Consider the following 23,588-nt stretch of genomic DNA (forward strand, 5'->3'; position numbering starts at 1 on the left):
TGCGGCAAACTGGGCGCGATGTTATCCGATCTCCCTCACTCTCCCGATCTGCACGATGCGCTGGGTGCGTTGCTGCGGCTCTATGCCGAGTGGGGCGTGGACTCCGCACTCGACCCCGCGCCACTCGATCGTGCGACCGGCATTTCCGGCGCGGAACTTATGCCTGCGGCTCCTGCACGGCAGCGCGCGAGCAGCGCCGGACCGCGCATGGAGCCCGAGGCCGCACGGGAGACGGGCCCAGGCTCTGCAGCCCGCCCGGCCCCGGTATCCCGTGTTCCGACAGGTGTCGCGGTCGAGCCCGCGGCCGATCTGGAGACATTGATCTCCCGGCTCAAGACAGTGCCGGATATTGCGCTGCGCCGCACTGCGACCCACACGCTGGTTCCCGTCGCCGTGCCCGGCGCCGCCCTGATGATTCTGGGCGATATCCCGGATTCGGACGAGGATCGCACCGGCGTGCTGTTCGCGGGTGCTCCCGGCGCGCTGCTGACGCGCATGCTGGGGAGCATCGGCCTGGCTCCGGACGCCCTGTCGCGAGCGGCCGCGATCCCCTGGCGACCGCCGGGCGAACGCGATGTGACGGATGCCGAGCGCGAGGCCTGCGTACCGCTGCTTCAGCAGGCCATTGCGCTGTGTGCTCCCAAGATCGTGGCAGGCTTCGGTCCAACTTCGGCGCGCATGCTGATGGGGGCGGATACCCAATTGAACCGCGTTCGGGGCCGCTGGGTGACCCTGAACCTGCCGCAGGCGCCGCATCCGATTCGCTTCCTGCCGATGCGTCATCCGGCTCAGGTCGCGGCCAGTCCGCAGGCCCGGAAAGACGCCTGGCGGGACCTTCTTGCACTGGCGGAGGCGCTCGAGGAGGCCGGGCCGTAGAGACGGCAAAAAAGTTGCTGTTTTTGTCGTTTTTGGGGCGCGAGGCCCTAGTCAAGTTTTATCGAAAATCTTACGATGACGAGCCTATTCCCTGCACGCTTTTCGCGGCGCGGGTTGCCTTGCTGTCCAATGACGGCTAGACCCCTGCCGATCATGCGAGGGACCAGTCACACCTTCTCCCGCAGCACCGCACGCGCCTTGCTCGTGAGTGCTGCGATTCTGGCCGGGGCGGCATTCCTGCCCGCCCGTGCACAGGCATCGTCCAGTTCCATGCGGAGCGACGGTGCGACGACGGAAGGTGCTACCACCCAATCAACCGGATCCCCGGTACCGGGATCGGAGGAAACAGCGTTCGCGCCCCAGCGTGGCAGCGGCCCGAACGGCTATGCCGTTCCGTTGCCGCGGCCGCTGAAGCCGAGCGTTGCCGCTCACCTGCGCGCGATCTTCGCAGCCCAGCGTGCCAGCGATTTCGCGACCGCGGAGCAGTTGTCCGACCATCTCGACGACGACACGCTGCTGGGTGACATTCTCGCCGATCGCTACCTGAACCCCGCCTATCATCCGACGGCGGCCCAGTTGCGGCAGTGGCTGCACAGCTTCCCGTCTCTGGCGGACGCACCCCAGATTCTGGCGCGCCTCAGTGCGGTGAGCCCGCGCGGAACGGTCCCGTCGCAGAGCTTTCCGCAACCCCTCTCGCCCAGCACGGTCGCCGATCAGACTGAAGCGGCACTCGATCCGCTCTCCCACCTGGTTATCCGCAATCCGCTGCTCGATCACACCGTAGCCGAGCGGACGGGCTGGGGACCGAACGGCGCACGCAGCGCATTGAAGCTGATCGCCGCGACGCCCGGCATGACCCCGCTCTACGCGGCCCAGCTTCGGGCCGAGATCGCACTTGCGATGCTGAGCAGCGGCGAGGATGCCCTAGCCTACGAGATCGCCAATACAGCCTTCGCACAGGACGGCCAGCTTGCCTTTGCGGGTTTTGTCGCGGGCCTTGCCGCGTGGCACCGCGACATGATCGACACGGCCGGCCATCTGTTCGAGACGGCATCGCGCGCGCCCATTGCCCAGAACGAGATACGTGCCGCAAGCCGGTTCTGGGCGGCACGGGCGCGGGCGCGCGTTCATGATCATCGCGGCTACACGGCCTGGATGAGCCGGGCTGCCGCAGCGCCGGGCACGTTCTACGGGATCCTGGCCACACGGGCGCTGGAGGTGGCACACCACCCGCATGGGGATGCGCAGACCACACTCGCCGCCAGCGAGCCGGTTCCCGTGCTGAGCGAAATCGACGTCGACGCCGTCGCTGCGACGGCTCAGGGCGCACGCCTGTTCGCGCTGTTGCAGGTTGGCGAGACCGATCGGGCGGAAGCCCTGCTGCGGCGTCTCTGGCCCGACATCAAGGGGGACGCAGCCCTTTGCCGCTCGGTTCAGCTCGTGGCGCAGGAAGCTGGCTATCGCGACCTGTCCGAGCAGATCGCGACCATTCTTGCCGCGCGCGACGGCGATCTAGCACATGTGTCCGGATTTCCGATGCCGCAGCTGAAGCCCCGGCACGGGTTCCGCATGGACCCGGCGCTGGTCTATGCCATGACGCGCCTCGAATCGAATTTCGATGCCCGGGCCTCGTCCGGCGCGGGCGCCCACGGGCTGATGCAGATCATGCCGGTGACGGCCGCGTTCGTGACGGCGCCACATGGCGCGGGCGCGCGGGTGATCGCCAGCCCCGACATCGTGGATCGGCTGCATGTGCCCGCGATCAATCTCGAGATCGGCCAGCTCTACATGCTCTATCTCGCCGATCTGTCGCGCAATGCACGCGGCACCGTGGAACCGCCGACCGGAGGCGACATGGTGCGGATGCTCGCCTCCTATAATGCGGGGCCCAGCGCCATCTCGCGCTGGGCTTCCATCCAGACCCATATCGCCGACCCGCTGATGTTCATCGAGACGCTGCCCAATCCGGAGACGCGCAACTACGTCCATCGCGCCTTCACCTATCTCTGGATCTACGCCGACAAGCTGGACCTGCCGGCGCCCTCTCTTGCCTCCCTGGCCGACGCCCACTGGCCAGCGTTCAGTGAAGAAACCGCGCTGGCAGGGCGCACGGTAACGCTGCACTAGTCGCCTGCCACATCCACACAGGGTGTGTTACAGGGCATGATATGACTGCATGCCCGACAATCCTGCAGGTGCTGCCCGCGCTCGGCACGGGCGGGCTGGAACGCGGTGCCATCGAAATCGCCCGCGCGACTGTTCTGGGCGGCGGCCGTGCACTCGTCGCCTGTCACGAAGGCCCGCTCCTTCCGGCACTGCATGCCTGTGGCGCCGTGCACATCCCGCTCGACCTTCGGTCCAAATCTCCTATCGCCATTTCGCGCAACGCGCGACGGATTGCCGACATCATCCGGCGCGAGAAGGTCGATCTGGTGCATGCGCGGTCACGTGCACCGGCCTGGGCCGCGCTGCGCGCCGCGCGCCGGACGAACGTCCCTTTCGTCACCACCTGGCATGGCGTCCATGAGGCGCGATGGTGGGGCAAGAAGCGCTACAACAGCGTGCTGGCCAAAGGTGATCGGGTCATCGCCATCAGCCAGTATATCGCGGACCGGCTTCGCGGCGACTATGCGGTCGGTCCCGACCAACTGCGCCTGATCCCGCGGGGCGCGGATCTGACCGTCTTCGATCCGGCCCGGGTGCCGGGTCCGCGCGTGCAGGCCCTGGCGCAGGCATGGGCCATCCCCGATGACGTGCGCGTCATCATGCTGCCCGGACGGCTGACACCCTGGAAGGGCCAGCTTCAACTCATCGAAGCACTGCCGCTGCTGGCCAGCCGCGCGCCGGGTATCGATTGGGTCTGTGTACTGGTGGGGCCCGGCGATGCGCAGGAGCGGTATACAAAGGAACTGACGACGCGGGCCCGGGCGCTCGGGATCGCCGAACGCCTGCGTTTCTCCGGCGCCTGCGCCGACATGGCCGCCGCGATGGCGCTGGCGGACGTCGTCGTCGTCCCGTCGCAGCGCCCCGAGCCGTTCGGGCGCGTCGTCGTGGAGGCTCAGGCCATGGGACGCCCGGTCGTCGTCGCCAATCACGGGGCCGCTGCCGAAATCGTGCGGGACGGGGAAACCGGGCTTCTGGTCACCCCCAATGACACGGCCGCACTCGCGCAAGGGATTGCGGACGTGCTGACGGCGTCCGTTGATGCGCTTGCGTGGCTTGCAGAACGCGCGCGCGCCCATATCGTGTCGACCTACGGGATTGCCGCCATGCAATCCGCGACATTGGGCGTCTATGACGAGTTGCTGAACACGGACCTGCAATCCCGTTTCGAGCTTGCCGTCAGCGCGCCCTCTTCGCCGTTGTTTCCCCACGCCCGCGCCGTATCGGCCTGACGCAGGACCATCGATGGACGACACACCGCCCAAGCCCGTCAAACAGCAACCGCATCTCAAGGATCGCGCCCAGGCCGATCTGGAAGCGCGCCGCGCACGCGAAGCGGCGGCCCTGCGCGCAAACCTGCACCGGCGCAAGGCGCAGATCCGCAGCCGCGCCGATCAGGAGCCACCACCAAAGCCGGACCCCGACGCGGAGACATCCGCGTGAGCCGGACATTTCACATCCGCACAGCAACGCAGGCAGACATCCCGGCCCTGCGCGCGCTGATGACGGACGCGATCGATCGCCTTCAGACGGGCTTCCTCTCGCCTGCGGAGATCGCCGCGAGCCATGCCATCATGGGCCTCGATACCCAGCTCATCGCGGATGGTACCTATTATATTGCCGAGACGGATGATGCAGAGCGCACCCTGGCCGGATGCGGCGGATGGAGTCGGCGCGCAACGCTGTTCGGCGGCGACCATACCGCGGGTCGCGCGCCCGCGCTGCTCGATCCCGCGCAGGACGCGGCACCCTTTCGCGCCATGTACACAAATCCATCGCTTGCCCGACAGGGTATCGCAACCCTGATCCTGGCCCATAGCGAGGCCGCGGCGCGGACCGCCGGTTTCAGCCGCGGAACGCTTGCCGCGACCCTGGCCGGCGCGCCGTTCTACCGCCGCCACGGCTGGGGCGACGAGGTTCCTTTCCAGGCGGACGCCGGAGAGATCGCCATCCCGCTGATCAGGATGACGAAGCGCCTGCAATGATACGAAAACTGCCGGGACAAAGTATTGCTCCCGACCTGCTCACCAGATTGTCGGATTGACACCCCGTGTCACCTCCGCGACGTCTGATCGGACGTTCCCGACGGAGGAGACACGACGTCATGACGGTTCGGACGGCGGACGCGCGCGGGTGGTTCCGGCCCCTCGCACTGTCCGCAGCGGTACTTCCGGCCGGATGGCTCGGTTTTTCAGTGCGGACATGGCTCGCATTATGTCTGGGTCTGGCGACAGCCTTCTGGTGCCAGATTTCCTCTCCCGCGGGCACGGCGGTCACCGTCATGATCCTGGCACAGCCGCTGCGTGGCCAGGCGCTGTCGAAAGCGGCCTACCGCCTCGTCGGCACGTTTGCAGGTGTCGTGGTCTCGATCATCCTTGTCTCCTGCTTCAGTCAGGATCGCCCGATCTTTCTCGGTGGCGTCGCACTCTGGCTCGCGTTCTGCACGCTGGTCGGGAGCCTTGAGCGGGATTTTCGCGCCTATGGGGCGCTGCTCGCCGGCTATACGGTCACGCTGGTTGCGGTCAACAGCATCGACCGGCCCGATTCTGTGTTCGACGCCGCCATGTCGCGTGCCAGCGGTATCGGGATCGGTGTTGCGGCGACGACGGTAGTCGCTCTCCTGACCGGCACGCCGGAGGTCTGGCGCAAGCTGATCGACGAAATGGACGGGCTGGCCGGGCGCATCGCGACTATCGGCAGGACGGGGCTCGGGGAAGGCGCGGTTCCCGATCCGATGGAGATGATCTCCCTGTCGGCCGCCGTGCTGGCGCTGCTGGGTCGGATGTCCCATGCCCGAACCGAAATGGAGCATGCGCGAATCCGTCTGCGGGGGGCCCGATGCGGGATCGTGGGCATGCTGACGGTCCTGAGTGCGGCACGCGGCCTTGCCGATCTGCGGTCACGCACCGGCATCGCCGACATCGTCCTGCGCCATACGCAGCGCCATCACGCCGGGCCGCATGAATATGCCGAGCGCGACGTGGTGCTTCAGCGCCTGCTGGACGACATCCTGGCTGAGGACCCGACGTTTCAGCCAACCCCGATGGACGCCCTGTATCTCGAACGTGCAGCGATCCTGATTGCCAGCCGCCGCAGGATCGCAGCCGGCATGGAGACGTTGCGCCATGCAACGCCGCTGCGGGACGTGCCGCCGACAGGTCCGCTCTGGCGTCGGCCGGACTGGGCAGGCTCGTTCGTCAACGCGGGTCGGACGCTGATCGGCTTTACGCTGTTCGCCGGGATCTGGATCGCGCTGGGCCAGCCAGCGGCGGAGACCGCCCTCGCCCAGGCAGCCCTCGCGCTCTGCCTTGCGGCCATGATGGCCGATACGGTGCCGTTCGGCGTGGGCGCGATGGTCGGCACAGCGTGTGCCTGCATGCTGGCCGTCGCGCTGCATTTCTTCGTACTGCCGCATGTTCAGGACATGGTGACGCTGTCCTTCGTCCTGCTGCCGTCGACGGTCGTGTTCTGCATCCTCCTGCTGATTCCGCGCTTTTCCGCGATCGGTTTCTTCTTCGGCGTGTTCCTTCCGGTCATCCTCGGGCTCGGCAATCACAACGACTACGATCCGGATGTCATGACCAACCGGATCGTGTTCTATCTGCTGGCGGGATGCCTCTCCTTCATTGCCCTCGCGCTGCTGTTTCCGACCAATCATCGACACATCCGCCTGCGGGCGGCCGCCGACATCGGCCATGACCTTCTGCTGGAATTCCAAGGGCGAGGTCCGGGCCCGGCGGCCGAGCGGCTCAGCCTGAAATACGACCGTCTGGGGCACGCCCTTGCAGCCACGCGCAAACGTCCCGTGCAGGGACTGGCTTCGGCGCGGGTTTTCGGAAGGCTGGTCGCATTCGAGGATATTGCCTCGGCCATTGCACGCGCCGGGCAGGATCTGGACCGTGCCGCCGCCATTCCGGCATTGGCCGCTCATGCCGCGCCGGCCCGCGCAGCACTCGCGCACGCTCCGGCACCGGGCGTGGCAGATGCCCTGGCCCGACACGCTGCAGCGCTGCTGACCGAACCGCCCCGCGACGCTGTTCAGGCATCTGGCAACCACCTGCGGGCAGTACTGGCCAGCGCCGGCGCGCAAGCGGTTTCGGATCTTCTGGCAACGCATGCCAACGCCCTGCGGCGCTACGGACTGGCGGGAGCACGAACCTGATGACGGGTGTCGTGGATCTGGACGGGGTGCTCGTCTCGGCGTTCGTCATGCGTGTGATACTGGCGGTGTTCGTGCTGTTCGTGATCCGTCGCCTGTTCGCCGCACTCGACCTGTGGCGCCTGTGCTGGAACCCGCCTCTGGCCCAGTTCGGCCTTCTGGTCGCCCTCGTCGGTCTCTTCACGCTGCTGTCATGATTTTTCCAGAACAAAGGGACGCCTGACGTGTTGCCGCGCGCCTACCGCCTGATCCGGTTTTCGATCACACTGAGTATCCTGGCCGTCGCCGTCGTGGCCGTGCTGATTCTGTGGGACTACTACACCGCCTCCCCCTGGACCCGAAACGGCCAGGTGCGCGCGCAGGTCGTCAACATCGCGCCGCGCGTTTCCGCGCCGATCATCGACGTCCGGGTGCACGACAACCAGTTCGTGCATCGAAACGACGTGCTCTACGTGATCGATCCCTATGATTTCCGTGTGCAGGTCGACATCGAGAGCGCGCGCGTGGCGGAACGCCGCGCGGATTATGCCTTCCGCACGTCGCAGTATGAACGCCGCCGCAATATCCCGGGCGTGGCACTGTCGGGCGAGGAACGCCAGCAATACGAGGCACAGGCGTCCCAGGCCAAGGCCCAGCTCGAAGCGGCGGAAGCCTCGCTCCGGCAGGCGCAGATCAATCTGGAGCGAACGGAAGTCCGCTCGACGCTCGACGGATACGTCACGAATCTGCTGATGCGCCGTGGTGATTTCGCAACTGCCGGCACCGTGAACATCCACGTGATCGACAATGCGTCGTGGTGGGTCGACGGCTATTTCGAGGAAACCAAGCTCCATCATGTCCAGATCGGCGATCGCGTGCGCATGGACCTGATGGGGGCACAACAGCCTTTGTTCGGCCATGTGGAAAGCATCACGCGCGGCATCGCGTCCGGCAATGCCGCCATGACGACGCAAGGACTGCCGGATGTCGATCCCGTCTATACCTGGGTGCGTCTGGCCCAGCGTATTCCCGTCCGCGTCCGGATCGACACGGTCCCGAACGGCCTCGTGCTGGCGGCGGGCATGACGGCCACCGTGACGGTCGTCTCCGAGTCCGGGCGGCGCGAGCACGGATCGCTTCACGATGCACTCGCGCGGCTGCAGGTCGCCTGGCGGCATGCGCTCGGACGTTCATGATGCGGGCACGCGATTTCCCGCCTGTCCGTTTCTGAAAACCCTGGTGCGGTCGCCGAAGCGGCCGTCTGGTCGCAAGCCGACGACGACCGGCTTTCTTCCTGTCAGCGTGGGGTTTCGTTGAAGGCCACCGGGCCGCCACCCATCGGATAAACGGTTTTCGTAGGCACCAGCGTGCCACCCTCGCGACGGTATACCGCAATCTCATGCTCGACATTGCGCTGGACCAGCACGAGATCAGAGCCGTGCGCGAACATCACGGCCTGCCCCGCGACGCCCGACGGCCATTCGCCGGTCCTGACCAGATGACCGTCTTCATTACGATAAAGAACCAGCGCCCCATGCGTTTCATGGCCGCTCTGGTCATGCGGCAGGAAGGAACCGCCCATCGACTGGACCACGACCCATCTGCCGTCGGGCGATATCGCGATGCCCTCGGGTATGGTGGGAGCCGCTGCATAATCGACGGCCCGGAACGGCTCATGAGACAGGTCGTAGAGCGTGATGACGTCCGCATCTCCCGTGCTCTGGGAAAGTGCGAAATCCGGTTGTCCCGGCACGCCCACGTTGCCCGTCACCGCCCAATGCCCGTCTTTGGAAACACTCAGCGCATAGGGCGACAATCCGCTGCTCAGACGCCGTCCGGTATCGGTCACATGATCGCCCTCCACGCGCAGCACCTCGACACCGCCATCATCGCGTCGTGTCACCAGAGCGTGACGCCCGTCCGGCGTGAAAACCGCGCTCGCCAGACGCCGGGACGCAATGCGCAGCGTGTCGCGCATCTCGACCTGCGTGCCGTGCAGCGCGAGCACGCGCACCTGCCCGTCCACGCCGCATGCGAGCGCCAGCGTTCCCGCCGGATTGATGGCGATCCCCTGGATCGTGGTGCCCATGGGCATCCGGGCGGCGTGCGGATGCGCATCACCGAGATCCACGATCTGCAGGAACGTGTCGACGATCGTCTCGCCATGGGCGCCGAGGCGCGATGGTGCGCCGAGGAGGGCAAGCTTGCCGTCCGGCGTGATCGCAACCGACTGGGGCGGCCCCGCGATGGTCTGCTCGATCCCGTCTTCGACACGGGCGATGATCCGCGGCGGCATGTGCGTGGCATCGAATACGACAAGGCTGTCGGGCGCCGGTGGATTGCGTGTCAGGCCGGCACCGTCGGTGCGCTGGTATTTCCCGTCCTGGGTGGACACGATCAGATCGAGGGGGCTTGCGCGAGACACCGCGGAAAGAGCGAGAACCGATACCGCGCAGAGGGTTGCTGCGGCACGAAGACGACGAACCATGAAGCGATGTCCAGACGAGTCAGGCGCGGCGGGATCGGGCCGCAGCGCCGGTTCTGCCGTCGATCGCACATTGCGCCAAATGACGTTTTCGCGCTGGCAGGAGGCCTGAAATTGCACGCGCCGCCGCGAGCCTGTATGGGCAGCGTCTCACACCAAGTCAGCACGACCTCCGGAGAACCGCCATGCCGATCATGCCCGATAGCTGGATCCGCCGCATGGCGCAGGAACGCGGCATGATCGACCCGTTCGTGGAGGCGCAGAAGCGCGAGGGCGTGATCTCCTACGGCCTGTCGTCCTATGGCTACGACGCGCGCGTGGCCGACGATTTCAAGATCTTCACGGACGTGGACAATGCCGTGGTCGATCCGAAGAATTTCGCGGCCAACAGCTTTGTGACGCGCACCGGCGACATCACCATTCCGCCGAACAGTTTCGCGCTGGCGCACACGGTCGAGTATTTCCGGATCCCGCGCGACGTGCTCGTCGTCTGCCTGGGCAAGTCGACCTATGCCCGGTGCGGCATCATCGTGAACGTGACACCGCTGGAGCCCGAATGGGAGGGTCAGGTCACGATCGAGATCAGCAACACGACGCCTCTGCCCGCGCGCATCTACGCCAACGAAGGCATCTGCCAGTTCCTGTTCTTCCAGGGCGCAAGCCCGTGCGAGATCAGCTACGCTGATCGCGCAGGCAAGTACATGGGCCAGTCGGGCGTCACGACGCCGCGCCTCTGATCCTCGAAAGGCGCGTCAGGGCCGAAGCCACTTCGCCATGACGACCCGGGGCGTGTTCTCGAACCCGAGCCGTTCGTAGAACGGAACCACCCCCGTGTTCGTCTCGCGCACCATCAACTGCAGCTTGCGGCATGCACGTGCGCACAGCCAGTCTTCCGCGGCATTAACCAATGCGCGGCCGATCCCCTGGCCTCGCCGGTCCGGATGGCTCGCAAGGTAGTAGATCCAGCCACGATGGCCGTCATGCCCGACCATGACCGCGCCGGAGACCGCCGCGCCATCCATTACCACCAGCACGTCGGACGCCGGACGCCCGAGCGCATATCGGAAGTCGGCTGCCGGATCGTTGTAGGGCGCGACAAGCCCGCTTGCGCGCCAGAGATCCACGACCGCAGCCTCGTCTTCGTCCGACGCCGGCCGGATGACATGATCCATCGCACCTGTTCTCCGATCCGAAATTCTGGAAGAACCTCTCTCATGTCTGAGAGTATGCGCCCTCCGCAAGCGGGTCAGGCCCGCAGGGGCGATCTGTTGATGGGTCTGTCGGCACTGGGATTCAGCACGGCGGGACTGTTCGCGCGACTGTCCGGCACGGCAATCTGGCCCATGATCGTCTGGCGGGACGTGTTCGGCATCGCAGGGCTGCTCGCGGTCGCCGTCGTGCTGCGCGAGCCGATCCTGCCGGGCCTGCGCCTGACGATCGCCAGTCCGCGCGGGCGCCTGATCGTGCTGACCAACGCGCTCGCGACCCTGGCTTATATCGCAGCTTTCGCGCAGACGGCGGTGGCGGACGTCTCCGTGATCTATGCCGCCTCCCCGCCGATCGCGGCCATCTGCGCATGGATCATGTTTCGCGAGAAACCGGGCCGCCGGACGATGGCGTGCATGGCCGTCTGTCTGGGCGGCGTTGCCATAACCGTTGCAGGCTCGCTCGGGCATGGACGGCTTCCGGGCGATGCCCTGGCGCTGCTGATGACGGTGTTGTTCACCATCGCGGCGCTGCAGATGCGCACGACCGATGCGCCACCGATCGCGGTCGCCCTGCTCTCGTCCGCGCTTGCCGGTGTGCTGGCGGCAGGCCTCGCCGTGGCATCGGGCATTTCGCTGCGCGTGACGCCGACGGCTGCAGGCTGGCTTGCCTGTTTCGGGACGATGTCGCTGGCGATCGCCTATCCGGCCTATCTCGCCGCGGTGCGGCTGATCCCGGCCGGCCGGGCGATGCTGATCAGCACGATGGACCTGCCACTCGCGCCGCTCTGGGTGTGGCTTGCCTGTGGCGAAGCGCCCTCGGGTGCGGCGCTGATCGGCGGCGCGATCATCCTGGCCGGCATCGGCATGGAAACCGCGCCGGTGCCGGCCCCATCAAGGCGCCCGTCAGGGGAACTTCAGAACACCAGATCGTAGACGGCGCCATTCGGCTCGCTGCGGCACTCGCCGCCACCGTGCCGCGCGGGGCTGATCGCGGCATCGCAGTGTATCGTCACGCGGCCGTTCGTCGCCTGAACGAACATGTGATGCGCACTCGTGCCCTGCGGCAATTGATCCGGTCCGACCAGCAGGTCGGGCGTCGAATTCGGGACGATCGCGAAATGTCCATGCAGGATCGTGCCGTCAGGCAATGCGAAGGAGACCAGCCCGGTATCATGCGGTGCGGTCTGCGCCATGGCGAGCGACGGAATGCCCCCGGCCGCCCGTGCGGCGGCATTCAGCGGAGCCAGATGGCCGGGACGGCTCATGGTGCAGGCGGAGGTCCCGAGGACCAGCCCCAGGCAGGCGATGATGAACGGACGGGACACGCATTAACTCCTCGACGACGACGAACCCGATGCCAACGCACGAATACGAAACGGGATTGCGCGGATCATGCTTGACTTGAACCGCGCGGCGGAGGAACCACGGAGCACATTTCCCGATCTCCCTGCCCTGCCAACCGAAAGGCGCTGCCCATGGACAGATTTCTCATTTACGGCGGCAACCGTCTGGATGGCGAGATCGCCATCGGCGGCGCGAAGAATGCCGGGCTGAAACTGATGGTGGCGGGACTGCTGACGGCCGAGCGGCTGACGCTGACGAATGTGCCCGCCATCGCCGATATCGCCACCATGCTTGACCTGCTGCGCCAGCATGGAATCGCGGTCGAAAAGACCGATGAGAGCGGACGCACGCTGTCGATCGGCGGCGACATCACGTCTGTCGAGGCGCCTTACGACATCGTCTCCAAGATGCGGGCGTCCATCCTCGTACTCGGCCCCCTGCTGGCCCGGATGCGCGAAGCCCGCGTGTCCCTGCCGGGCGGTTGCGCGATCGGCACGCGTCCGGTCGATCTGCATCTCAAGGGGCTGGAGACGCTTGGCGCGGAGATCACGCTCGAGAACGGCTACATCAACGCGCGGGCGCCGAACGGCCTGAAGGGTGATCGCATCCTGCTGCCGTTCGCGTCCGTTGGCGCGACCGAGAACCTGCTGATGGCGGCGACCCTTGCCAGGGGCCGCACCGAGATCGTCAATGCCGCGCGCGAGCCGGAGATCGGCGATCTCGTGGCCTGCCTCAACGCCATGGGCGCACGGATCACGGGCCAGGGCTCCGGCACGCTGGTGATCGACGGGGTGGAAGCGCTTCATGGTGCCGAGCATGCGATCATGCCGGACCGGATCGAGTGCGGCACCTATGCCTGCGCGGCCGGGATCACCGGCGGCGACCTGCTGCTGCTGGGCGGCCGCATTGGCGATCTGGGCGCTGTCGTCAGCACGTTCGAGGAAGCCGGCATCGAGGCAGTGCAGGAAGAGCGCGGCCTGCGTGTGCGCCGCACCGGCCCCCTGCGTGGCGTGGACATCATGACCGAGCCCTATCCGGGCTTCCCGACCGACATGCAGGCGCAGTTCATGGCGATGCTGTCGGTGGCGGAAGGGGCGTCGATGATCACCGAGACGATCTTCGAGAACCGCTTCATGCATGTCCCCGAGTTGAACCGCATGGGTGCACGGATCAACGTGCATGGCAGCTCCGCCATCATTCGCGGGGTGGATCATCTGTCCGGAGCACAGGTCATGGCGACCGACCTCCGCGCGTCATTCTCGCTCATCCTGGCGGGGCTTGTGGCGCGTGGCGAGACCTCGGTCAGCCGGATCTATCATCTCGACCGGGGCTACGAAGGCGTGGATCGCAAGCTGGCCGCCTGCGGTGCCCGGATCGAGCGCATCCGCGACTAGCACCAATGCGACCCGGCCAGTTCTGTCTCACGTTGACGGGACTGGCTGCGATCGCCTCATGCGCACGCGCCGCACCGCCGACACCGACCGTCGACCCACTGCATGAAGTCTGCGTTTACCGCATGGACCTGATGCCGCCGATGCGGCTGCCCGCACCATGGACGCTGGAAGCATACCAGCCCGCGGGCGGCGACGAGGATGCGAGCCTCGACGTCATGCCATCCAGGATCTGCCTGCGCAGATCGGGCGCCAGCGGTGGCACGGCACCGCTGGCGGATTGCACCGATCTGGTCATGAGGTCCGATACGGTCGGCCGCGAAACTCTCCCATTCCAGACGATCGGCGATATTTACGTCGCCCCGATCCCGGACGGCCACGGCGGACGATTCCTGCGCTCCTCGTTCATGCGACAACCAGCGGTGGTGCGCATGTCACGCGCGGGCTGTTCGTCACGACCATGAATGGCTTTTTCGGACCAGAGCTGTTCGTCATTCCCGAAACCGGCGTGCAGCGCTTCTTCACGCAGGGCCGTTCAACGGACTCTCGGTGATCGTGGCAGCCGAACGAACGACGCAGGCGACGTTCGCGGACCCCAGGCCATACGGTGTTTCGGTCTGCCGCGTGACCGAGACCGGCTGTTATCCGGTCCTGCAGTTCCTCACGCTGAAGCGCTATCCTGCCGACCGGAATAACGGGCTGCCGCCGCGGCTTTGCGAGACCCTGATGCCGCAGATCGCGAACAACCTCCTTGGCGTCTATCCGCACGGAATCCCTTAGGCATCCGTTGCCCAGCCTCGCGTTTTCCGTCCCGCTTATCGTTTAGGCTGCCAGTCGAGCCGCTTTCCGGTCAGGCTCTGATAGATCATGACGACGAAATCGTCCGGGCCGACGCGATTGCTGGCCCAAAGGTCGTCGTATTCGCGTGACGGGTGTGCTGCGAGGATCTGCTGGAGGGACTGCCCCTCGGCAATTCTGCCCGCCACGCGGTCACGCACGATCTTGAGCATGTCGCGCCATGCCTGCAGGCCCGCCTTGTTGCTCGGGGTTCCATGGCCCGGAATGACGATCGTCCGATCGTCGATCATGGCGAGCACACGATCGAGAACGGGGAAATAGCCGTCGATCGTCCCCTTAGCCGGAACGTCGACGTAAGGATAGAGCCGCGTCAGGAAGATGTCCCCCGTGTGCACGACGTTCGCGTGATGGAAATAGACGATCGAGTCCGTATCCGTATGGGAGGGATCGTCATGGAAGATCGTGATGTCTTCCCCATTCACATGCAGGTCGATGCGCCGATCGAATGTCAGGGTCGGCAATGCATCAGGTGCGCCCGGCGGACTGGTCTGGTTCCAGTAGATGCTGTGGCCGCCTGCCGCGATCCGCGCTCGCGCGCTGGCCTGGGCGATGACGATCGCCCCGCGGCGACGGAAAAACGCGTTCCCGCCCGAATGATCCGAATGGTAGTGCGTGTCGATCACGAACCGCACATCGTCGGCGCCGATCTTTTGCAATGCTGCCAGCAGACGGGGCGCCGCAGGTGCTAGCTCCGGATCGACCAGCACGGTGCCGTCCGGCCCTGACAGCGCCAGGCTGTTGCCGCCCGATGCATGAAGGAAATGGAGGTTCTGGCCGAGCGTGCGCGTCTCGACGGTCAGCGTTGACCAGTTGGTCGGAAAACCGCCGTCGACACGCCATGGCGGTCCTGCCTGCGCGTCGGCACCCGCCAGAGCCAGGCATGCTCCAAGGAGGCCGACCTTGTTCTGGATGTTGAACGATCGGGGCATGACGGGCGTTCCGGATCAAGGCGGCGCATGTCGGGAACGCGGAGACCGGATTCCCGTTATCCCGCCCATCATATGGTTTTCGAGGAGAACGTCTTCATGAATATCGGTCTGCCCCGTATCGCCGCCATCGCCGGCCTGACGCTCGCCATTGCGGGCCATGCCCATGCTGCCGACACAATGGGGACGCCGGTCGGGCATATCGTGCTCACGGCAAAATCCGCCGATGTCGGTGTGGGCTACACCTGGGGCGAAGGCACGCTGTCCTACGGCCATCATACCTACCATTTCCACGTGAGCGGCGCCGACATCGCGGCCGTCGGCTATGCCACGGTCGAGGCGCGTGCAACGGTCTATGACCTCAAGCACGTGCACGATTTCGATGGCACCTATGGCGCGCTGAGCGGCGAAGCGACCCTCGACAAGGGGCTTGGCGGCGCTGTCCTGAGCAACAGCAACGGCGTGCGCCTGAAGCTCGACAGCGTGACGAAGGGTGCGCGCCTGGCAGCCGGCGCACAGGGCCTCACATTCACGCTCGATCACTGATCGCCCGAATGTATGCCGCGCGCTACGCTCTCGTGGCGTGCGGCATCATTGTCTACACATGGGAACGGCCTTCTGCCCGCTCAAGGTGATCGGAGATCATGCACATAACGTGCGGGCCAGCGTGTAGCCAGCAAGGTGCTCGTTACACGCCCATTCACACCTCCGCTTCCGGCATCGCCGATTTGATCGGAATGGTCCCCGACAGCCGCATTTCGCAAATACGGTGACCGCGAATGCCGGCGCCATCGGATATCTGACACCGGTGCGTGGCGAGTCGGCCTTTCCGTGCCGCATGCTCGCAAGAAGATCGCCTGCGGCGCATCGCTACAAGACTGGTGTGACCCGAAGGTTCTCCTGGAATGGCAAATGGTCGATGCGGCCATGTCTTCCGGCGCGTCAGGCGAACGTATCGGCCACGATACGGCCGATCTCGCCCTGGGCTGTCTCCAGTTGCACGGCACTGTGCTGCGACCCGCTCAGGAATGATGCGACCAGCACTGGGGCACGTTTTCCATCGACGCCGGAAGGCCAGAAAATCGCCAGATCGTTGATGGATCCGGGATCGCCCGTTCCGGTGCGATCACCTTCCACCCACTGCCCCGGCACCCCTGTGCGCAGCCGGTGCTGACCTACGACGCAACTCCGCAGCCAGGCGATCAGTTGCGCGCGCGACGCCGGGTCAAGTGCGTCGCCCAGCCAGACATGCTGCATGTCGGCGAGCATCTGCGCAGGCGTCGTCGTGTTGCGCAGGTCCCCGGGCCGGGCATCCGGCCCGAGTTCGTATGTGTCCTGCCGCGTCAACGGATCGCCCCACGTCCGGACCGCACGCGTCAAGGCCGCCGGACCGCCGATTGCCCTCATCAGGGTATTTGCGGCCCCGTTATCGCTGGTCGCCATCATGGCGGCACAGAGCAACCGCAGCGTCATCGACCGGCCCACGAACGGCTTGGTCGCATCGGAATGTGACACGATCGCGTCAGCCCGGATCGGGACACTGCTGTCGAGCCCCGGACCGCCGCTGGCCGCGCGCTGCAGGACGGCAGCCGCGAGCAGCCATTTGAACGTACTGCACATGACGAAACGTTCCGTCTCGCGATAGACGATGCGTGCTCCGGTCCCGGTATCGAGGGCGCAAACCCCGACGCGACCGCCGATGCGGCGCTCCAGAGCCGCCAGGGAAGCAGCCGGTAAGAGCCGTCCGGCGGCGCGGGCCGCGAACGGTGTTGCAAACATCGCGCCCAGCATCATGCGGCGGCTCGGAAATGTCATGGTGGCTCCAAAGTGCGGGAAACGGGCTCGAATGTGACGGGGACGCCTACTCGACAGGGGGGCGATTGTCCCCTAATCGTTGCAGGCCCGTCAGCATCGCAGTCAAATAAGGCAGGTATCAGACCCATGGCGAGAAAAGCTCCGTCCCGCAAAGCCGCCGCATCGGCCGCACCGACAGTCCCGGCCGGGCCGCCCAAGCAGTCGGAAGCAGCCATCGCGCGCGTCTTCGAACTGATCCAGGAACACGCGGTCGAATACGTCGATCTTCGCTTCACCGATCCCAAGGGGAAGTGGCACCACACGACGCAGCACGTCTCGACGATCGAGGAAGACACGTTCGTCGAAGGCTTCATGTTCGACGGTTCGTCGATCCAGGGCTGGAAGGCCATCAACGAGTCCGACATGGTCCTGCTACCGGATGCAGCGACCGCCGTCATGGACCCGTTTGCCGCGAAGCCGCAGCTCATCCTCTTCTGCGACATCATCGATCCGCGCACGGGTGGTTTCTACAACCGTGACCCGCGTTCGACGGCGAAGCTCGCGGAAGCCTATCTCAAGAGCGCAGGCTTCGGTGACACGGCGTTCTTCGGCCCCGAAGCCGAATTCTTCATTTTCGACAGCGTCAAGTTCGGCACCGGCCCGAACTACGGCATCTATCGCCTCGAGAGCATCGAAGGCCCGGACGCGTCCCTGAAGGACTATCCGGAAGGCAACATGGGCCATCGTCCGGTGGTCAAGGGCGGCTATTTCCCCGTCCCGCCGGTCGACAGCGAGAACGACCTGCGCGCCGAGATGCTCTCGACCATGGGCGAGATGGGCCTGCCGATCGAGAAGCACCACCACGAGGTGGCGCAGTCGCAGCATGAGCTCGGCACGAAGTTCGAGACGCTGGTGCGCTCGGCGGACTTCATGCAGATCTACAAATACTGCGTCCACAACGTCGCCCATTCCTACGGCAAGACGGCGACGTTCATGCCCAAGCCCATCGCGGGCGACAACGGTTCGGGCATGCACGTCCACCAGTCGATCTGGCGCGACGGCAAGCCCGCTTTCGCAGGCGGCGAATATGCAGGCCTTTCGGAAGAAGCGCTGTTCTACATTGGCGGGATCATCAAGCATGCCAAGGCGCTGAACGCGTTCACCAACCCGTCGACCAACTCCTACAAGCGCCTGATCCCGGGCTTCGAAGCTCCCGTGCTGCTGGCCTATTCGCAGGCCAACCGTTCGGCGTCGTGCCGTATCCCGCATGCGTCCAGCCCGAAGGCCAAGCGCGTCGAGGTTCGTTTCCCCGACCCCACGGCGAACCCCTATCTGTCGTTCGCGGCCATGCTGATGGCCGGTCTGGACGGCATCCGTAACAAGATCCATCCGGGCGATGCCATGGACAAGGATCTGTACGAACTGCCCAAGGACGAGCTGGCGCAGATTCCGACGGTGTGCGGATCGTTGCGCGAGGCGCTCGAGGCGCTTGCGGCCGATCATGCCTTCCTGCTCGAAGGCGGCGTGTTCACGAAGGACCAGATCGAGAGCTATATCGAGCTGAAGTGGAAGGAAGTGTTCAAGTTCGAACACACGCCTCACCCGGCGGAATTCGAGATGTATTACTCGGTCTGATCCGAGCGAAAACCCGGCCAGAAATGGCCGGGTTTTTTATTGCCCGCAGTTGGCCGGATCTCTCGGGAGCCGATCTCCCGTATGCAGACGGCCCTGCGATGTCGGGTCGTGCTTCAGACGCATGCGTGCGAGTGCGACACCCGAAAACCTGCGCTGGATTCATGCCATATTGGTTCGGTCGGCATAGGGAGCTAAAGAGTTCTCACGTCGAGACCAATCCGCGTGCAGGGAAGTTCATGGGTCCGCAGACTCCACAAGCGGCGATGGTCATCGGCTACAGCACGACGATCGTCTTTCTGATCGGCCTTTGTTTTCTCTGGGCCGCACGAAACCACGGGCTGTGGCGGCGCCAGGCATTCTGGCTGGCAGGTCCGTTCATCTGCGCAGGCATCGGTGGCGCCTTTCTGACAGTTCCTGCAATTCTGCCCGGGCTTTGGAGCCTGCGCATAGGCTCGTTCTTTCTGATTTTCGCGTACGGAATGGGCTGGCAGGCAATCAGGGTCTGTACGAAACAGCCGCCCGAGCTGCTTTCAGCCCTCCTGCCCAGCGCAGGATCATTAGCGTTATCCATATTCGACCACGCGACAGGCTTAGTGCATGTTGCCGGGTCATACATGGATGTGACGCTGCTGAGCTATTTCAATGCGCGCGCCGCGTACGACGTGAACCGTCGGCGGAATGACGAGCCTTCCGCGATATCAGCGCTGTTCTGGGTGCTCGCGCTGTCGGCCGCCTTCATGGCGATCCGTATTCCAGTGCTGCCCTGGCTTCCGGCCCCGCTTGGCCCCAGACCGACCGCCCTGTGGTCGGTTATTGTGTTCAATATGCAGGCGATGGGCGAAGTCCTGCTGGTGACGTTCTTTCTGATCGTTCTGCCCCGTGACCGCGCACTCGCACAAAGTCAGTTGCTGGCCTTGCGGGATCCACTGACAGGCGTCAGCAACAGACGTGCGTTCGATGAATGGACGGCGCGACAGCGTAATGAGACGTCCGAGATCGCGGTCCTCGCGATCGACCTCGATCGTTTCAAGGCGATCAACGACTGTCACGGCCATGCTCTGGGCGATCGGATCATCAGGCTGGCTGCCGCAATCGTGCTACGCCATATCCACGGCCACGATGCGGTCTATCGGATCGGAGGCGAAGAATTCGTCGTCATTCTGACACCGGCGAACGAGCTGCGGGCTCATCTGATAGCCGAAAGCATTCGCGCGGACTTCGCCCGTGAAGCCGCCGTGATGGACGGGATCGCGATCGGCGCAACCCTGAGTGTCGGGATCGCCCGGGCTGAGAGCACGTCACCAACTGCCGTCAACGGGCTGATGGAGGATGCCGATACCGCCCTCTACACAGCCAAACACGCCGGACGAAACCGCATCGCATATGCGTGATACTCGCGCCACGCGAGACGCCCCTACTGATCTGGATGCGACGGCCCGATTGGTTCAGGACGCGCCGTGAAGCTGTGCGCGGGTGGCTCCGTGCCCGGTGCATAGCCCTCGCCTGGGCCCGGCAGTCGGCTGCGGCCATCGATCAGGTACGATGCCGAAAACGCACCCCTGCTGCGTGCCATCAGGACGAGTAGCACCGCGAAATACCCGAAAAATCCCGAAAAGATGCCGAGCCCGTAGCTGCCCCAGATGACCATATGGGTCGGCCCGTCCCATCTGAACACGGCCGTGCTGGCGCCTCCCGCCAGTGCGACCAGCAGATGTCCGACATCCGCGAACGTGACGTCACGACGATAGCGATTGGTAAAATACAGGAACCAGCCCACGACCGTGCCGATCCCGAACGCTCCGCCTGCCGCCAGGAGCAACGGCGCGGTCATGGCGCGGATGGTCTCGTCCGGACCGGAACAGGCACGTTGCATAGCGACACCCCGTGCGCCGGCCGGACGTAGAACGGGTCGGTGCGGTTCGCGCGCGCATTCAGATAGGCGGCAAATGCCGGAGAATCCGTGCGCATGAGCTGAAGATGCGGCTGTTGCGCTGGCGGCAAATCGGCGGCGGGTGAGACGCTGCGGATTGCGACATCCTGTGCCTTGTCGACATAAAATCCCTGCGCCCCGGTCCCGCGCGGCAGCGCGCCCAGACGTTCCATTCCGCTCAACACGCGCCCGACCAGAGCGAGATTCCGATCCAGCTGACGCGGCGCTTCCGCATTGACGACGTACAGTTCCTGCCCGTCGCCCGTATCCGGCGGCATGTCGCGCGCCACGCCGACCATGCCATAGCAATGCGCAAGCCATACATGGCCGCCGTCGCTCCCAACCGGCCAGCCATCGGCGAAGCCTACCGCCTTTGCATAGGAATCGAAAAAAGCAAGACCCTGTAAGGAAAGTCCCTGTCTGGAGCGCTCGTATTCCGCAGGCGGATGGGCCACGATACGCGAGGGCAGCGGCGCCTTCTCGTCGCGCGGCTGCCACTGGACGACATAATCATCCTGCACGCGGGTGATCGCCCCACCATCCCAGCGATGCGCGCGTGCAAAACTCACGATGTTGGCGACATGCACGGGCGCGAAATCGGGTGCGGTCTCGATCACTACCTGACCGCCATCCCCGAGCGTCATGACCACAAGCCGATCCTCCGGCACATCGGTCCAGGCACTGTTCGGAGCGTGATCCACGATTTCGGACGGTGTCAGAGCCGGGGCCGCGACGGCGGCGGTCGGCAACAGGGCGACAAGGATCGACAGGGCGCGGCGCATAGCATCGATCATGCCTGTCGCATGCGACGGAACGCAAGATTGCGCACACGGCACTCCGGCCCCATGCTCGCGGCCAAGATGATCCTTCGGAAACCGTTCATGATCCGCCGCACCCTGCTTGCCTTGTCCACCATCCTCGCACCGCTCGCAGCCCACGCTGCGCCCTCGATCGCACCCGACACGCCCGATACATTCCACGACGCCGATTCGACCTTCGACTACACACGCACCTCGGTCATGATCCCGATGCGTGATGGCGTGCATCTGCATGCCGTGGTTCTCGCCGCGAAATCCCTGCCCGCAGGCCGGACGACCGCGCCGATCATGCTGGAACGCACGCCCTATGACGCCGAATCCATGGTCGGCCACGGCAACGCGGACGGCGCGATGCTGGTGCGCGGTTACGAATCCACCCTGCTCCGCGCGGGCTATATCCTTGCCTTCGAGGATGTACGCGGCAAGGACGGCTCGGAAGGCGACTACGTCAACGAGCGTCCGCTGCATGGCCCCGACAACCCGACGCCGATCGATCATGCGACCGACGCGTGGGATACGATCGAATGGCTGACGCACAACGTGCCGCGCAACAACGGCCGTGTCGGCATGATCGGCACATCATATGACGGCATGCTGGTCGCGATGGCGCTCACGCACCCACATCCCGCCCTGAAAGTCGCGATCCCGGCCAACCCGGTCATCAACACCTGGATGAACGACGATGACTTCCACGGCGGCGCGTTCCGCATGATCGGCTATGACTACTATTATGAGCAGGATGCGGCCCGCGGCGATTCCGGCGATCTGTGGCGCAACGACTACGACGATTACACGACGTTCCTGCACGCGGGCTCTGCCAGCGGCTTCGTGGCGCAGCACGGGCTCGAACAGCTCGGCTTCGTGCGCAAGCTGCACGATCATCCGGCCTATGACGGCTTCTGGCAGGCCCAGGCTCTGGAGACGATCCTGCCGAAAACGCCCATCACCGTGCCGACCCTGTGGATCGCGGGCCAGTGGGATCAGGAGGACATGTATGGCGCGGTCGCGGCCTTCGAGGCGCTGCGTCCGCATGACACGCATGGGCTGGAACATCTCGTGCTCGGGCCGTGGCATCACGGCGGATGGGCGAGCAGCGGCGCGTCCCTCGGACCGATCCAGTTCGACAGTTCGACCGGCCTGTGGTTCCGGCAATCCGTGTTGCTGCCGTTCCTGAACGCGGCGCTCGTGCCCGGCAGCCCGCCTGCCAACCTGCCGCCGGTGCTCGCATTCCAGACCGGCACGAACACGTGGCAGCATCTCGGGAACTGGCCTGCCGCAAAGCCGAGCCGCGCGCTCTATCTTCAGCCGGATGGCGGTCTGTCGTTCGCGGCACCCGCGACCGGCCCGGCATCCGATGCTTACGTCTCGGACCCGCAGAAACCGATCCCCTATCGTCTGCGGCCGATCCGTCCGACCTACGCCAAGGGTTCGACCTGGCATGACTGGCTGGTGGACGACCAGCGCCCGTTCTCCGATCGCACCGATGTCCTGACCTATGAAACCGCACCTCTGGACCATGCAGTCACGATCGCGGGCGCACCGGTTGCAGACATCATTGCAGCCACGACCGGCACGGATGGTGATTTCGTGGTCAAGCTGATCGACGTCTATCCGGACGAGGATCCCGATGCGCCGGAACTGAGCGGGTATCAGCTTCCCATTGCCATGGACATCCTGCGCGGCCGCTATCGCCACGGGTTCGACCATGCCGAGCCGATCCCGGCCAACCAGCCGCAGACCTACCGCTTCGCGCTGCCCAACGTGGACCACGCCTTCCTGCCCGGCCACCGCATCATGGTGCAGATCCAGTCGAGCTGGTTCCCGCTTTACGACCGGAACCCGCAGACGTTCGTTCCGAACATCTTCGATGCGAAGCCAAAGGATTTCCGGAAGGTGACAATCAAGGTGTTCCACGCACCCGGTCAGGCGAGTGCCGTCATGCTGCCGGTCGTGCCGTAACGGCCGGCACGGCATCCGGCCGGGGACGTCGCGCCTGAACGGCGGGACAGGTGCGCCCGCCCC

At 65.3% G+C, this 23,588-nt stretch carries 24 protein-coding genes; 17 read left to right on the plus strand and 7 right to left on the minus strand.

The window, feature by feature from the left end; genetic code table 11:
- Nucleotides 1-18: 18 nt before the first annotated feature.
- The 8 genes from B8446_RS09555 to B8446_RS09590 all read left to right on the plus strand — a co-directional run bounded on the left by B8446_RS09555 (nucleotide 19) and on the right by B8446_RS09590 (nucleotide 8,373).
- On the plus strand, nucleotides 19-876 hold the full coding sequence (locus tag B8446_RS09555) for a uracil-DNA glycosylase (protein ID WP_048849133.1): 858 nt from the start codon (nucleotides 19-21) through the stop codon (nucleotides 874-876).
- A gap of 204 nt (nucleotides 877-1,080) precedes the next feature.
- On the plus strand, nucleotides 1,081-3,003 hold the full coding sequence (locus B8446_RS09560; RefSeq protein ID WP_306301107.1) for a transglycosylase SLT domain-containing protein: 1,923 nt from the start codon (nucleotides 1,081-1,083) through the stop codon (nucleotides 3,001-3,003).
- Nucleotides 3,004-3,044: 41 nt separating this feature from the next.
- Nucleotides 3,045-4,271 (plus strand): glycosyltransferase family 4 protein, encoded by a 1,227-nt coding sequence (locus B8446_RS09565; protein WP_048849135.1) that lies wholly within the window; start codon nucleotides 3,045-3,047, stop codon nucleotides 4,269-4,271.
- Nucleotides 4,272-4,284: 13 nt separating this feature from the next.
- On the plus strand, nucleotides 4,285-4,482 hold the full coding sequence (locus tag B8446_RS09570) for a hypothetical protein (RefSeq protein ID WP_048849136.1): 198 nt from the start codon (nucleotides 4,285-4,287) through the stop codon (nucleotides 4,480-4,482).
- Nucleotides 4,479-5,024 carry a GNAT family N-acetyltransferase gene (locus B8446_RS09575; RefSeq protein WP_241767729.1) on the plus strand — a complete coding sequence of 182 codons (546 nt, stop codon included), beginning with the start codon at nucleotides 4,479-4,481 and terminating at the stop codon, nucleotides 5,022-5,024. The genes B8446_RS09570 and B8446_RS09575 overlap by 4 nt, the downstream gene beginning before the upstream one ends.
- Before the next feature lie 119 nt (nucleotides 5,025-5,143).
- Complete coding sequence (locus B8446_RS09580) at nucleotides 5,144-7,201, plus strand: FUSC family protein (RefSeq protein WP_048849137.1); 2,058 nt, start codon at nucleotides 5,144-5,146, stop codon at nucleotides 7,199-7,201.
- Complete coding sequence (locus tag B8446_RS09585; protein ID WP_048849138.1) at nucleotides 7,201-7,395, plus strand: DUF1656 domain-containing protein; 195 nt, start codon at nucleotides 7,201-7,203, stop codon at nucleotides 7,393-7,395. Before B8446_RS09580 ends, B8446_RS09585 begins: the two co-directional genes overlap by 1 nt.
- 27 nt (nucleotides 7,396-7,422) lie before the next feature.
- On the plus strand, nucleotides 7,423-8,373 hold the full coding sequence (locus tag B8446_RS09590) for an efflux RND transporter periplasmic adaptor subunit (RefSeq protein ID WP_048849139.1): 951 nt from the start codon (nucleotides 7,423-7,425) through the stop codon (nucleotides 8,371-8,373).
- Nucleotides 8,374-8,474: 101 nt separating this feature from the next.
- Here the strand turns inward: B8446_RS09590 and B8446_RS09595 are convergent, their stop codons facing one another.
- Nucleotides 8,475-9,665 (minus strand): WD40 repeat domain-containing protein, encoded by a 1,191-nt coding sequence (locus tag B8446_RS09595; protein ID WP_148505937.1) that lies wholly within the window; start codon nucleotides 9,663-9,665, stop codon nucleotides 8,475-8,477.
- 182 nt (nucleotides 9,666-9,847) lie between these two features.
- Here B8446_RS09595 and dcd point away from each other — a divergent pair, with 182 nt between their 5' ends.
- Complete coding sequence (gene dcd, locus B8446_RS09600; protein ID WP_048849141.1) at nucleotides 9,848-10,399, plus strand: dCTP deaminase; 552 nt, start codon at nucleotides 9,848-9,850, stop codon at nucleotides 10,397-10,399.
- Between the two features lie 15 nt (nucleotides 10,400-10,414).
- Here the strand turns inward: dcd and B8446_RS09605 are convergent, their stop codons facing one another.
- Nucleotides 10,415-10,834 (minus strand): GNAT family acetyltransferase, encoded by a 420-nt coding sequence (locus B8446_RS09605; RefSeq protein ID WP_048849142.1) that lies wholly within the window; start codon nucleotides 10,832-10,834, stop codon nucleotides 10,415-10,417.
- 42 nt (nucleotides 10,835-10,876) lie between these two features.
- On the opposite strand from B8446_RS09605, the gene B8446_RS09610 reads away from it, so the two are divergent.
- The gene (locus B8446_RS09610) at nucleotides 10,877-11,803 is read left to right on the plus strand and encodes a DMT family transporter (protein ID WP_158507554.1); all 927 of its coding nucleotides are present in this window, start codon (nucleotides 10,877-10,879) and stop codon (nucleotides 11,801-11,803) included.
- On the opposite strand, the gene B8446_RS09615 is transcribed toward B8446_RS09610, so the two are convergent.
- Complete coding sequence (locus B8446_RS09615; protein ID WP_048849144.1) at nucleotides 11,785-12,195, minus strand: hypothetical protein; 411 nt, start codon at nucleotides 12,193-12,195, stop codon at nucleotides 11,785-11,787. The two genes, B8446_RS09610 and B8446_RS09615, sit on opposite strands and share 19 nt — an antisense overlap.
- A gap of 150 nt (nucleotides 12,196-12,345) precedes the next feature.
- Here B8446_RS09615 and murA point away from each other — a divergent pair, with 150 nt between their 5' ends.
- The 3 genes from murA (at nucleotide 12,346) to B8446_RS09630 (ending at nucleotide 14,385) form a co-directional block, all read left to right on the plus strand.
- A complete protein-coding gene (gene murA / locus B8446_RS09620) occupies nucleotides 12,346-13,608 on the plus strand; it encodes a UDP-N-acetylglucosamine 1-carboxyvinyltransferase (protein ID WP_048849145.1) in 1,263 nt (420 codons plus the stop codon).
- A gap of 122 nt (nucleotides 13,609-13,730) precedes the next feature.
- Entirely contained in the window at nucleotides 13,731-14,069 is a 339-nt protein-coding gene (locus B8446_RS09625) for a hypothetical protein (RefSeq protein ID WP_148505938.1), read from the plus strand.
- Between the two features lie 91 nt (nucleotides 14,070-14,160).
- On the plus strand, nucleotides 14,161-14,385 hold the full coding sequence (locus B8446_RS09630) for a hypothetical protein (RefSeq protein ID WP_148505939.1): 225 nt from the start codon (nucleotides 14,161-14,163) through the stop codon (nucleotides 14,383-14,385).
- Between the two features lie 35 nt (nucleotides 14,386-14,420).
- Here B8446_RS09630 and B8446_RS09635 read toward each other — a convergent pair whose 3' ends face one another.
- The gene (locus tag B8446_RS09635; RefSeq protein WP_048849148.1) at nucleotides 14,421-15,392 is read right to left on the minus strand and encodes an MBL fold metallo-hydrolase; all 972 of its coding nucleotides are present in this window, start codon (nucleotides 15,390-15,392) and stop codon (nucleotides 14,421-14,423) included.
- Between the two features lie 96 nt (nucleotides 15,393-15,488).
- Here B8446_RS09635 and B8446_RS09640 point away from each other — a divergent pair, with 96 nt between their 5' ends.
- Nucleotides 15,489-15,935, plus strand: coding sequence for a hypothetical protein (locus B8446_RS09640; RefSeq protein ID WP_053053800.1), 447 nt, complete (start codon nucleotides 15,489-15,491; stop codon nucleotides 15,933-15,935).
- Nucleotides 15,936-16,331: 396 nt separating this feature from the next.
- On the opposite strand, the gene bla is transcribed toward B8446_RS09640, so the two are convergent.
- Nucleotides 16,332-17,204 (minus strand): class A beta-lactamase, encoded by an 873-nt coding sequence (gene bla / locus B8446_RS09645; RefSeq protein ID WP_053053798.1) that lies wholly within the window; start codon nucleotides 17,202-17,204, stop codon nucleotides 16,332-16,334.
- 126 nt (nucleotides 17,205-17,330) lie between these two features.
- On the opposite strand from bla, the gene glnA reads away from it, so the two are divergent.
- A complete protein-coding gene (gene glnA, locus B8446_RS09650; protein ID WP_048849149.1) occupies nucleotides 17,331-18,818 on the plus strand; it encodes a type I glutamate--ammonia ligase in 1,488 nt (495 codons plus the stop codon).
- Complete coding sequence (locus B8446_RS09655; protein WP_148505940.1) at nucleotides 18,749-20,209, plus strand: GGDEF domain-containing protein; 1,461 nt, start codon at nucleotides 18,749-18,751, stop codon at nucleotides 20,207-20,209. The genes glnA and B8446_RS09655 overlap by 70 nt, the downstream gene beginning before the upstream one ends.
- A gap of 23 nt (nucleotides 20,210-20,232) precedes the next feature.
- Here the strand turns inward: B8446_RS09655 and B8446_RS09660 are convergent, their stop codons facing one another.
- Nucleotides 20,233-20,649, minus strand: coding sequence for a hypothetical protein (locus B8446_RS09660; RefSeq protein WP_048849151.1), 417 nt, complete (start codon nucleotides 20,647-20,649; stop codon nucleotides 20,233-20,235).
- Nucleotides 20,646-21,542: a peptidylprolyl isomerase gene (locus tag B8446_RS09665; RefSeq protein ID WP_048849152.1), complete on the minus strand. Its 897-nt coding sequence runs from the start codon at nucleotides 21,540-21,542 to the stop codon at nucleotides 20,646-20,648. Before B8446_RS09665 ends, B8446_RS09660 begins: the two co-directional genes overlap by 4 nt.
- An 87-nt stretch (nucleotides 21,543-21,629) precedes the next feature.
- Here B8446_RS09665 and B8446_RS09670 point away from each other — a divergent pair, with 87 nt between their 5' ends.
- Nucleotides 21,630-23,525, plus strand: coding sequence for a CocE/NonD family hydrolase (locus B8446_RS09670; RefSeq protein WP_048849161.1), 1,896 nt, complete (start codon nucleotides 21,630-21,632; stop codon nucleotides 23,523-23,525).
- Nucleotides 23,526-23,588 lie beyond the last annotated feature (63 nt).

Source organism: Tanticharoenia sakaeratensis NBRC 103193, assembly GCF_000963885.1.
Taxonomy (GTDB): Bacteria; Pseudomonadota; Alphaproteobacteria; order Acetobacterales; family Acetobacteraceae; genus Tanticharoenia; species Tanticharoenia sakaeratensis.

What these genes read in the sequence shown, in the direction of transcription:
- B8446_RS09555 (WP_048849133.1), top strand. Translation starts at nt 19, where the DNA reads ATGTTATCCGATCTCCCTCACTCTCCCGATCTGCACGATGCGCTGGGT.
- B8446_RS09565 (WP_048849135.1), top strand. Translation starts at nt 3,045, where the DNA reads ATGACTGCATGCCCGACAATCCTGCAGGTGCTGCCCGCGCTCGGCACG.
- B8446_RS09570 (WP_048849136.1), top strand. Translation starts at nt 4,285, where the DNA reads ATGGACGACACACCGCCCAAGCCCGTCAAACAGCAACCGCATCTCAAG.
- B8446_RS09580 (WP_048849137.1), top strand. Translation starts at nt 5,144, where the DNA reads ATGACGGTTCGGACGGCGGACGCGCGCGGGTGGTTCCGGCCCCTCGCA.
- B8446_RS09585 (WP_048849138.1), top strand. Translation starts at nt 7,201, where the DNA reads ATGACGGGTGTCGTGGATCTGGACGGGGTGCTCGTCTCGGCGTTCGTC.
- B8446_RS09595 (WP_148505937.1), bottom strand. Translation starts at nt 9,665, where the DNA reads ATGGTTCGTCGTCTTCGTGCCGCAGCAACCCTCTGCGCGGTATCGGTT.
- dcd (WP_048849141.1), top strand. Translation starts at nt 9,848, where the DNA reads ATGCCGATCATGCCCGATAGCTGGATCCGCCGCATGGCGCAGGAACGC.
- B8446_RS09605 (WP_048849142.1), bottom strand. Translation starts at nt 10,834, where the DNA reads ATGGATCATGTCATCCGGCCGGCGTCGGACGAAGACGAGGCTGCGGTC.
- B8446_RS09610 (WP_158507554.1), top strand. Translation starts at nt 10,877, where the DNA reads ATGTCTGAGAGTATGCGCCCTCCGCAAGCGGGTCAGGCCCGCAGGGGC.
- murA (WP_048849145.1), top strand. Translation starts at nt 12,346, where the DNA reads ATGGACAGATTTCTCATTTACGGCGGCAACCGTCTGGATGGCGAGATC.
- B8446_RS09625 (WP_148505938.1), top strand. Translation starts at nt 13,731, where the DNA reads ATGGACCTGATGCCGCCGATGCGGCTGCCCGCACCATGGACGCTGGAA.
- B8446_RS09635 (WP_048849148.1), bottom strand. Translation starts at nt 15,392, where the DNA reads ATGCCCCGATCGTTCAACATCCAGAACAAGGTCGGCCTCCTTGGAGCA.
- B8446_RS09640 (WP_053053800.1), top strand. Translation starts at nt 15,489, where the DNA reads ATGAATATCGGTCTGCCCCGTATCGCCGCCATCGCCGGCCTGACGCTC.
- bla (WP_053053798.1), bottom strand. Translation starts at nt 17,204, where the DNA reads ATGACATTTCCGAGCCGCCGCATGATGCTGGGCGCGATGTTTGCAACA.
- glnA (WP_048849149.1), top strand. Translation starts at nt 17,331, where the DNA reads ATGGCGAGAAAAGCTCCGTCCCGCAAAGCCGCCGCATCGGCCGCACCG.
- B8446_RS09660 (WP_048849151.1), bottom strand. Translation starts at nt 20,649, where the DNA reads ATGACCGCGCCGTTGCTCCTGGCGGCAGGCGGAGCGTTCGGGATCGGC.
- B8446_RS09665 (WP_048849152.1), bottom strand. Translation starts at nt 21,542, where the DNA reads ATGATCGATGCTATGCGCCGCGCCCTGTCGATCCTTGTCGCCCTGTTG.
- B8446_RS09670 (WP_048849161.1), top strand. Translation starts at nt 21,630, where the DNA reads ATGATCCGCCGCACCCTGCTTGCCTTGTCCACCATCCTCGCACCGCTC.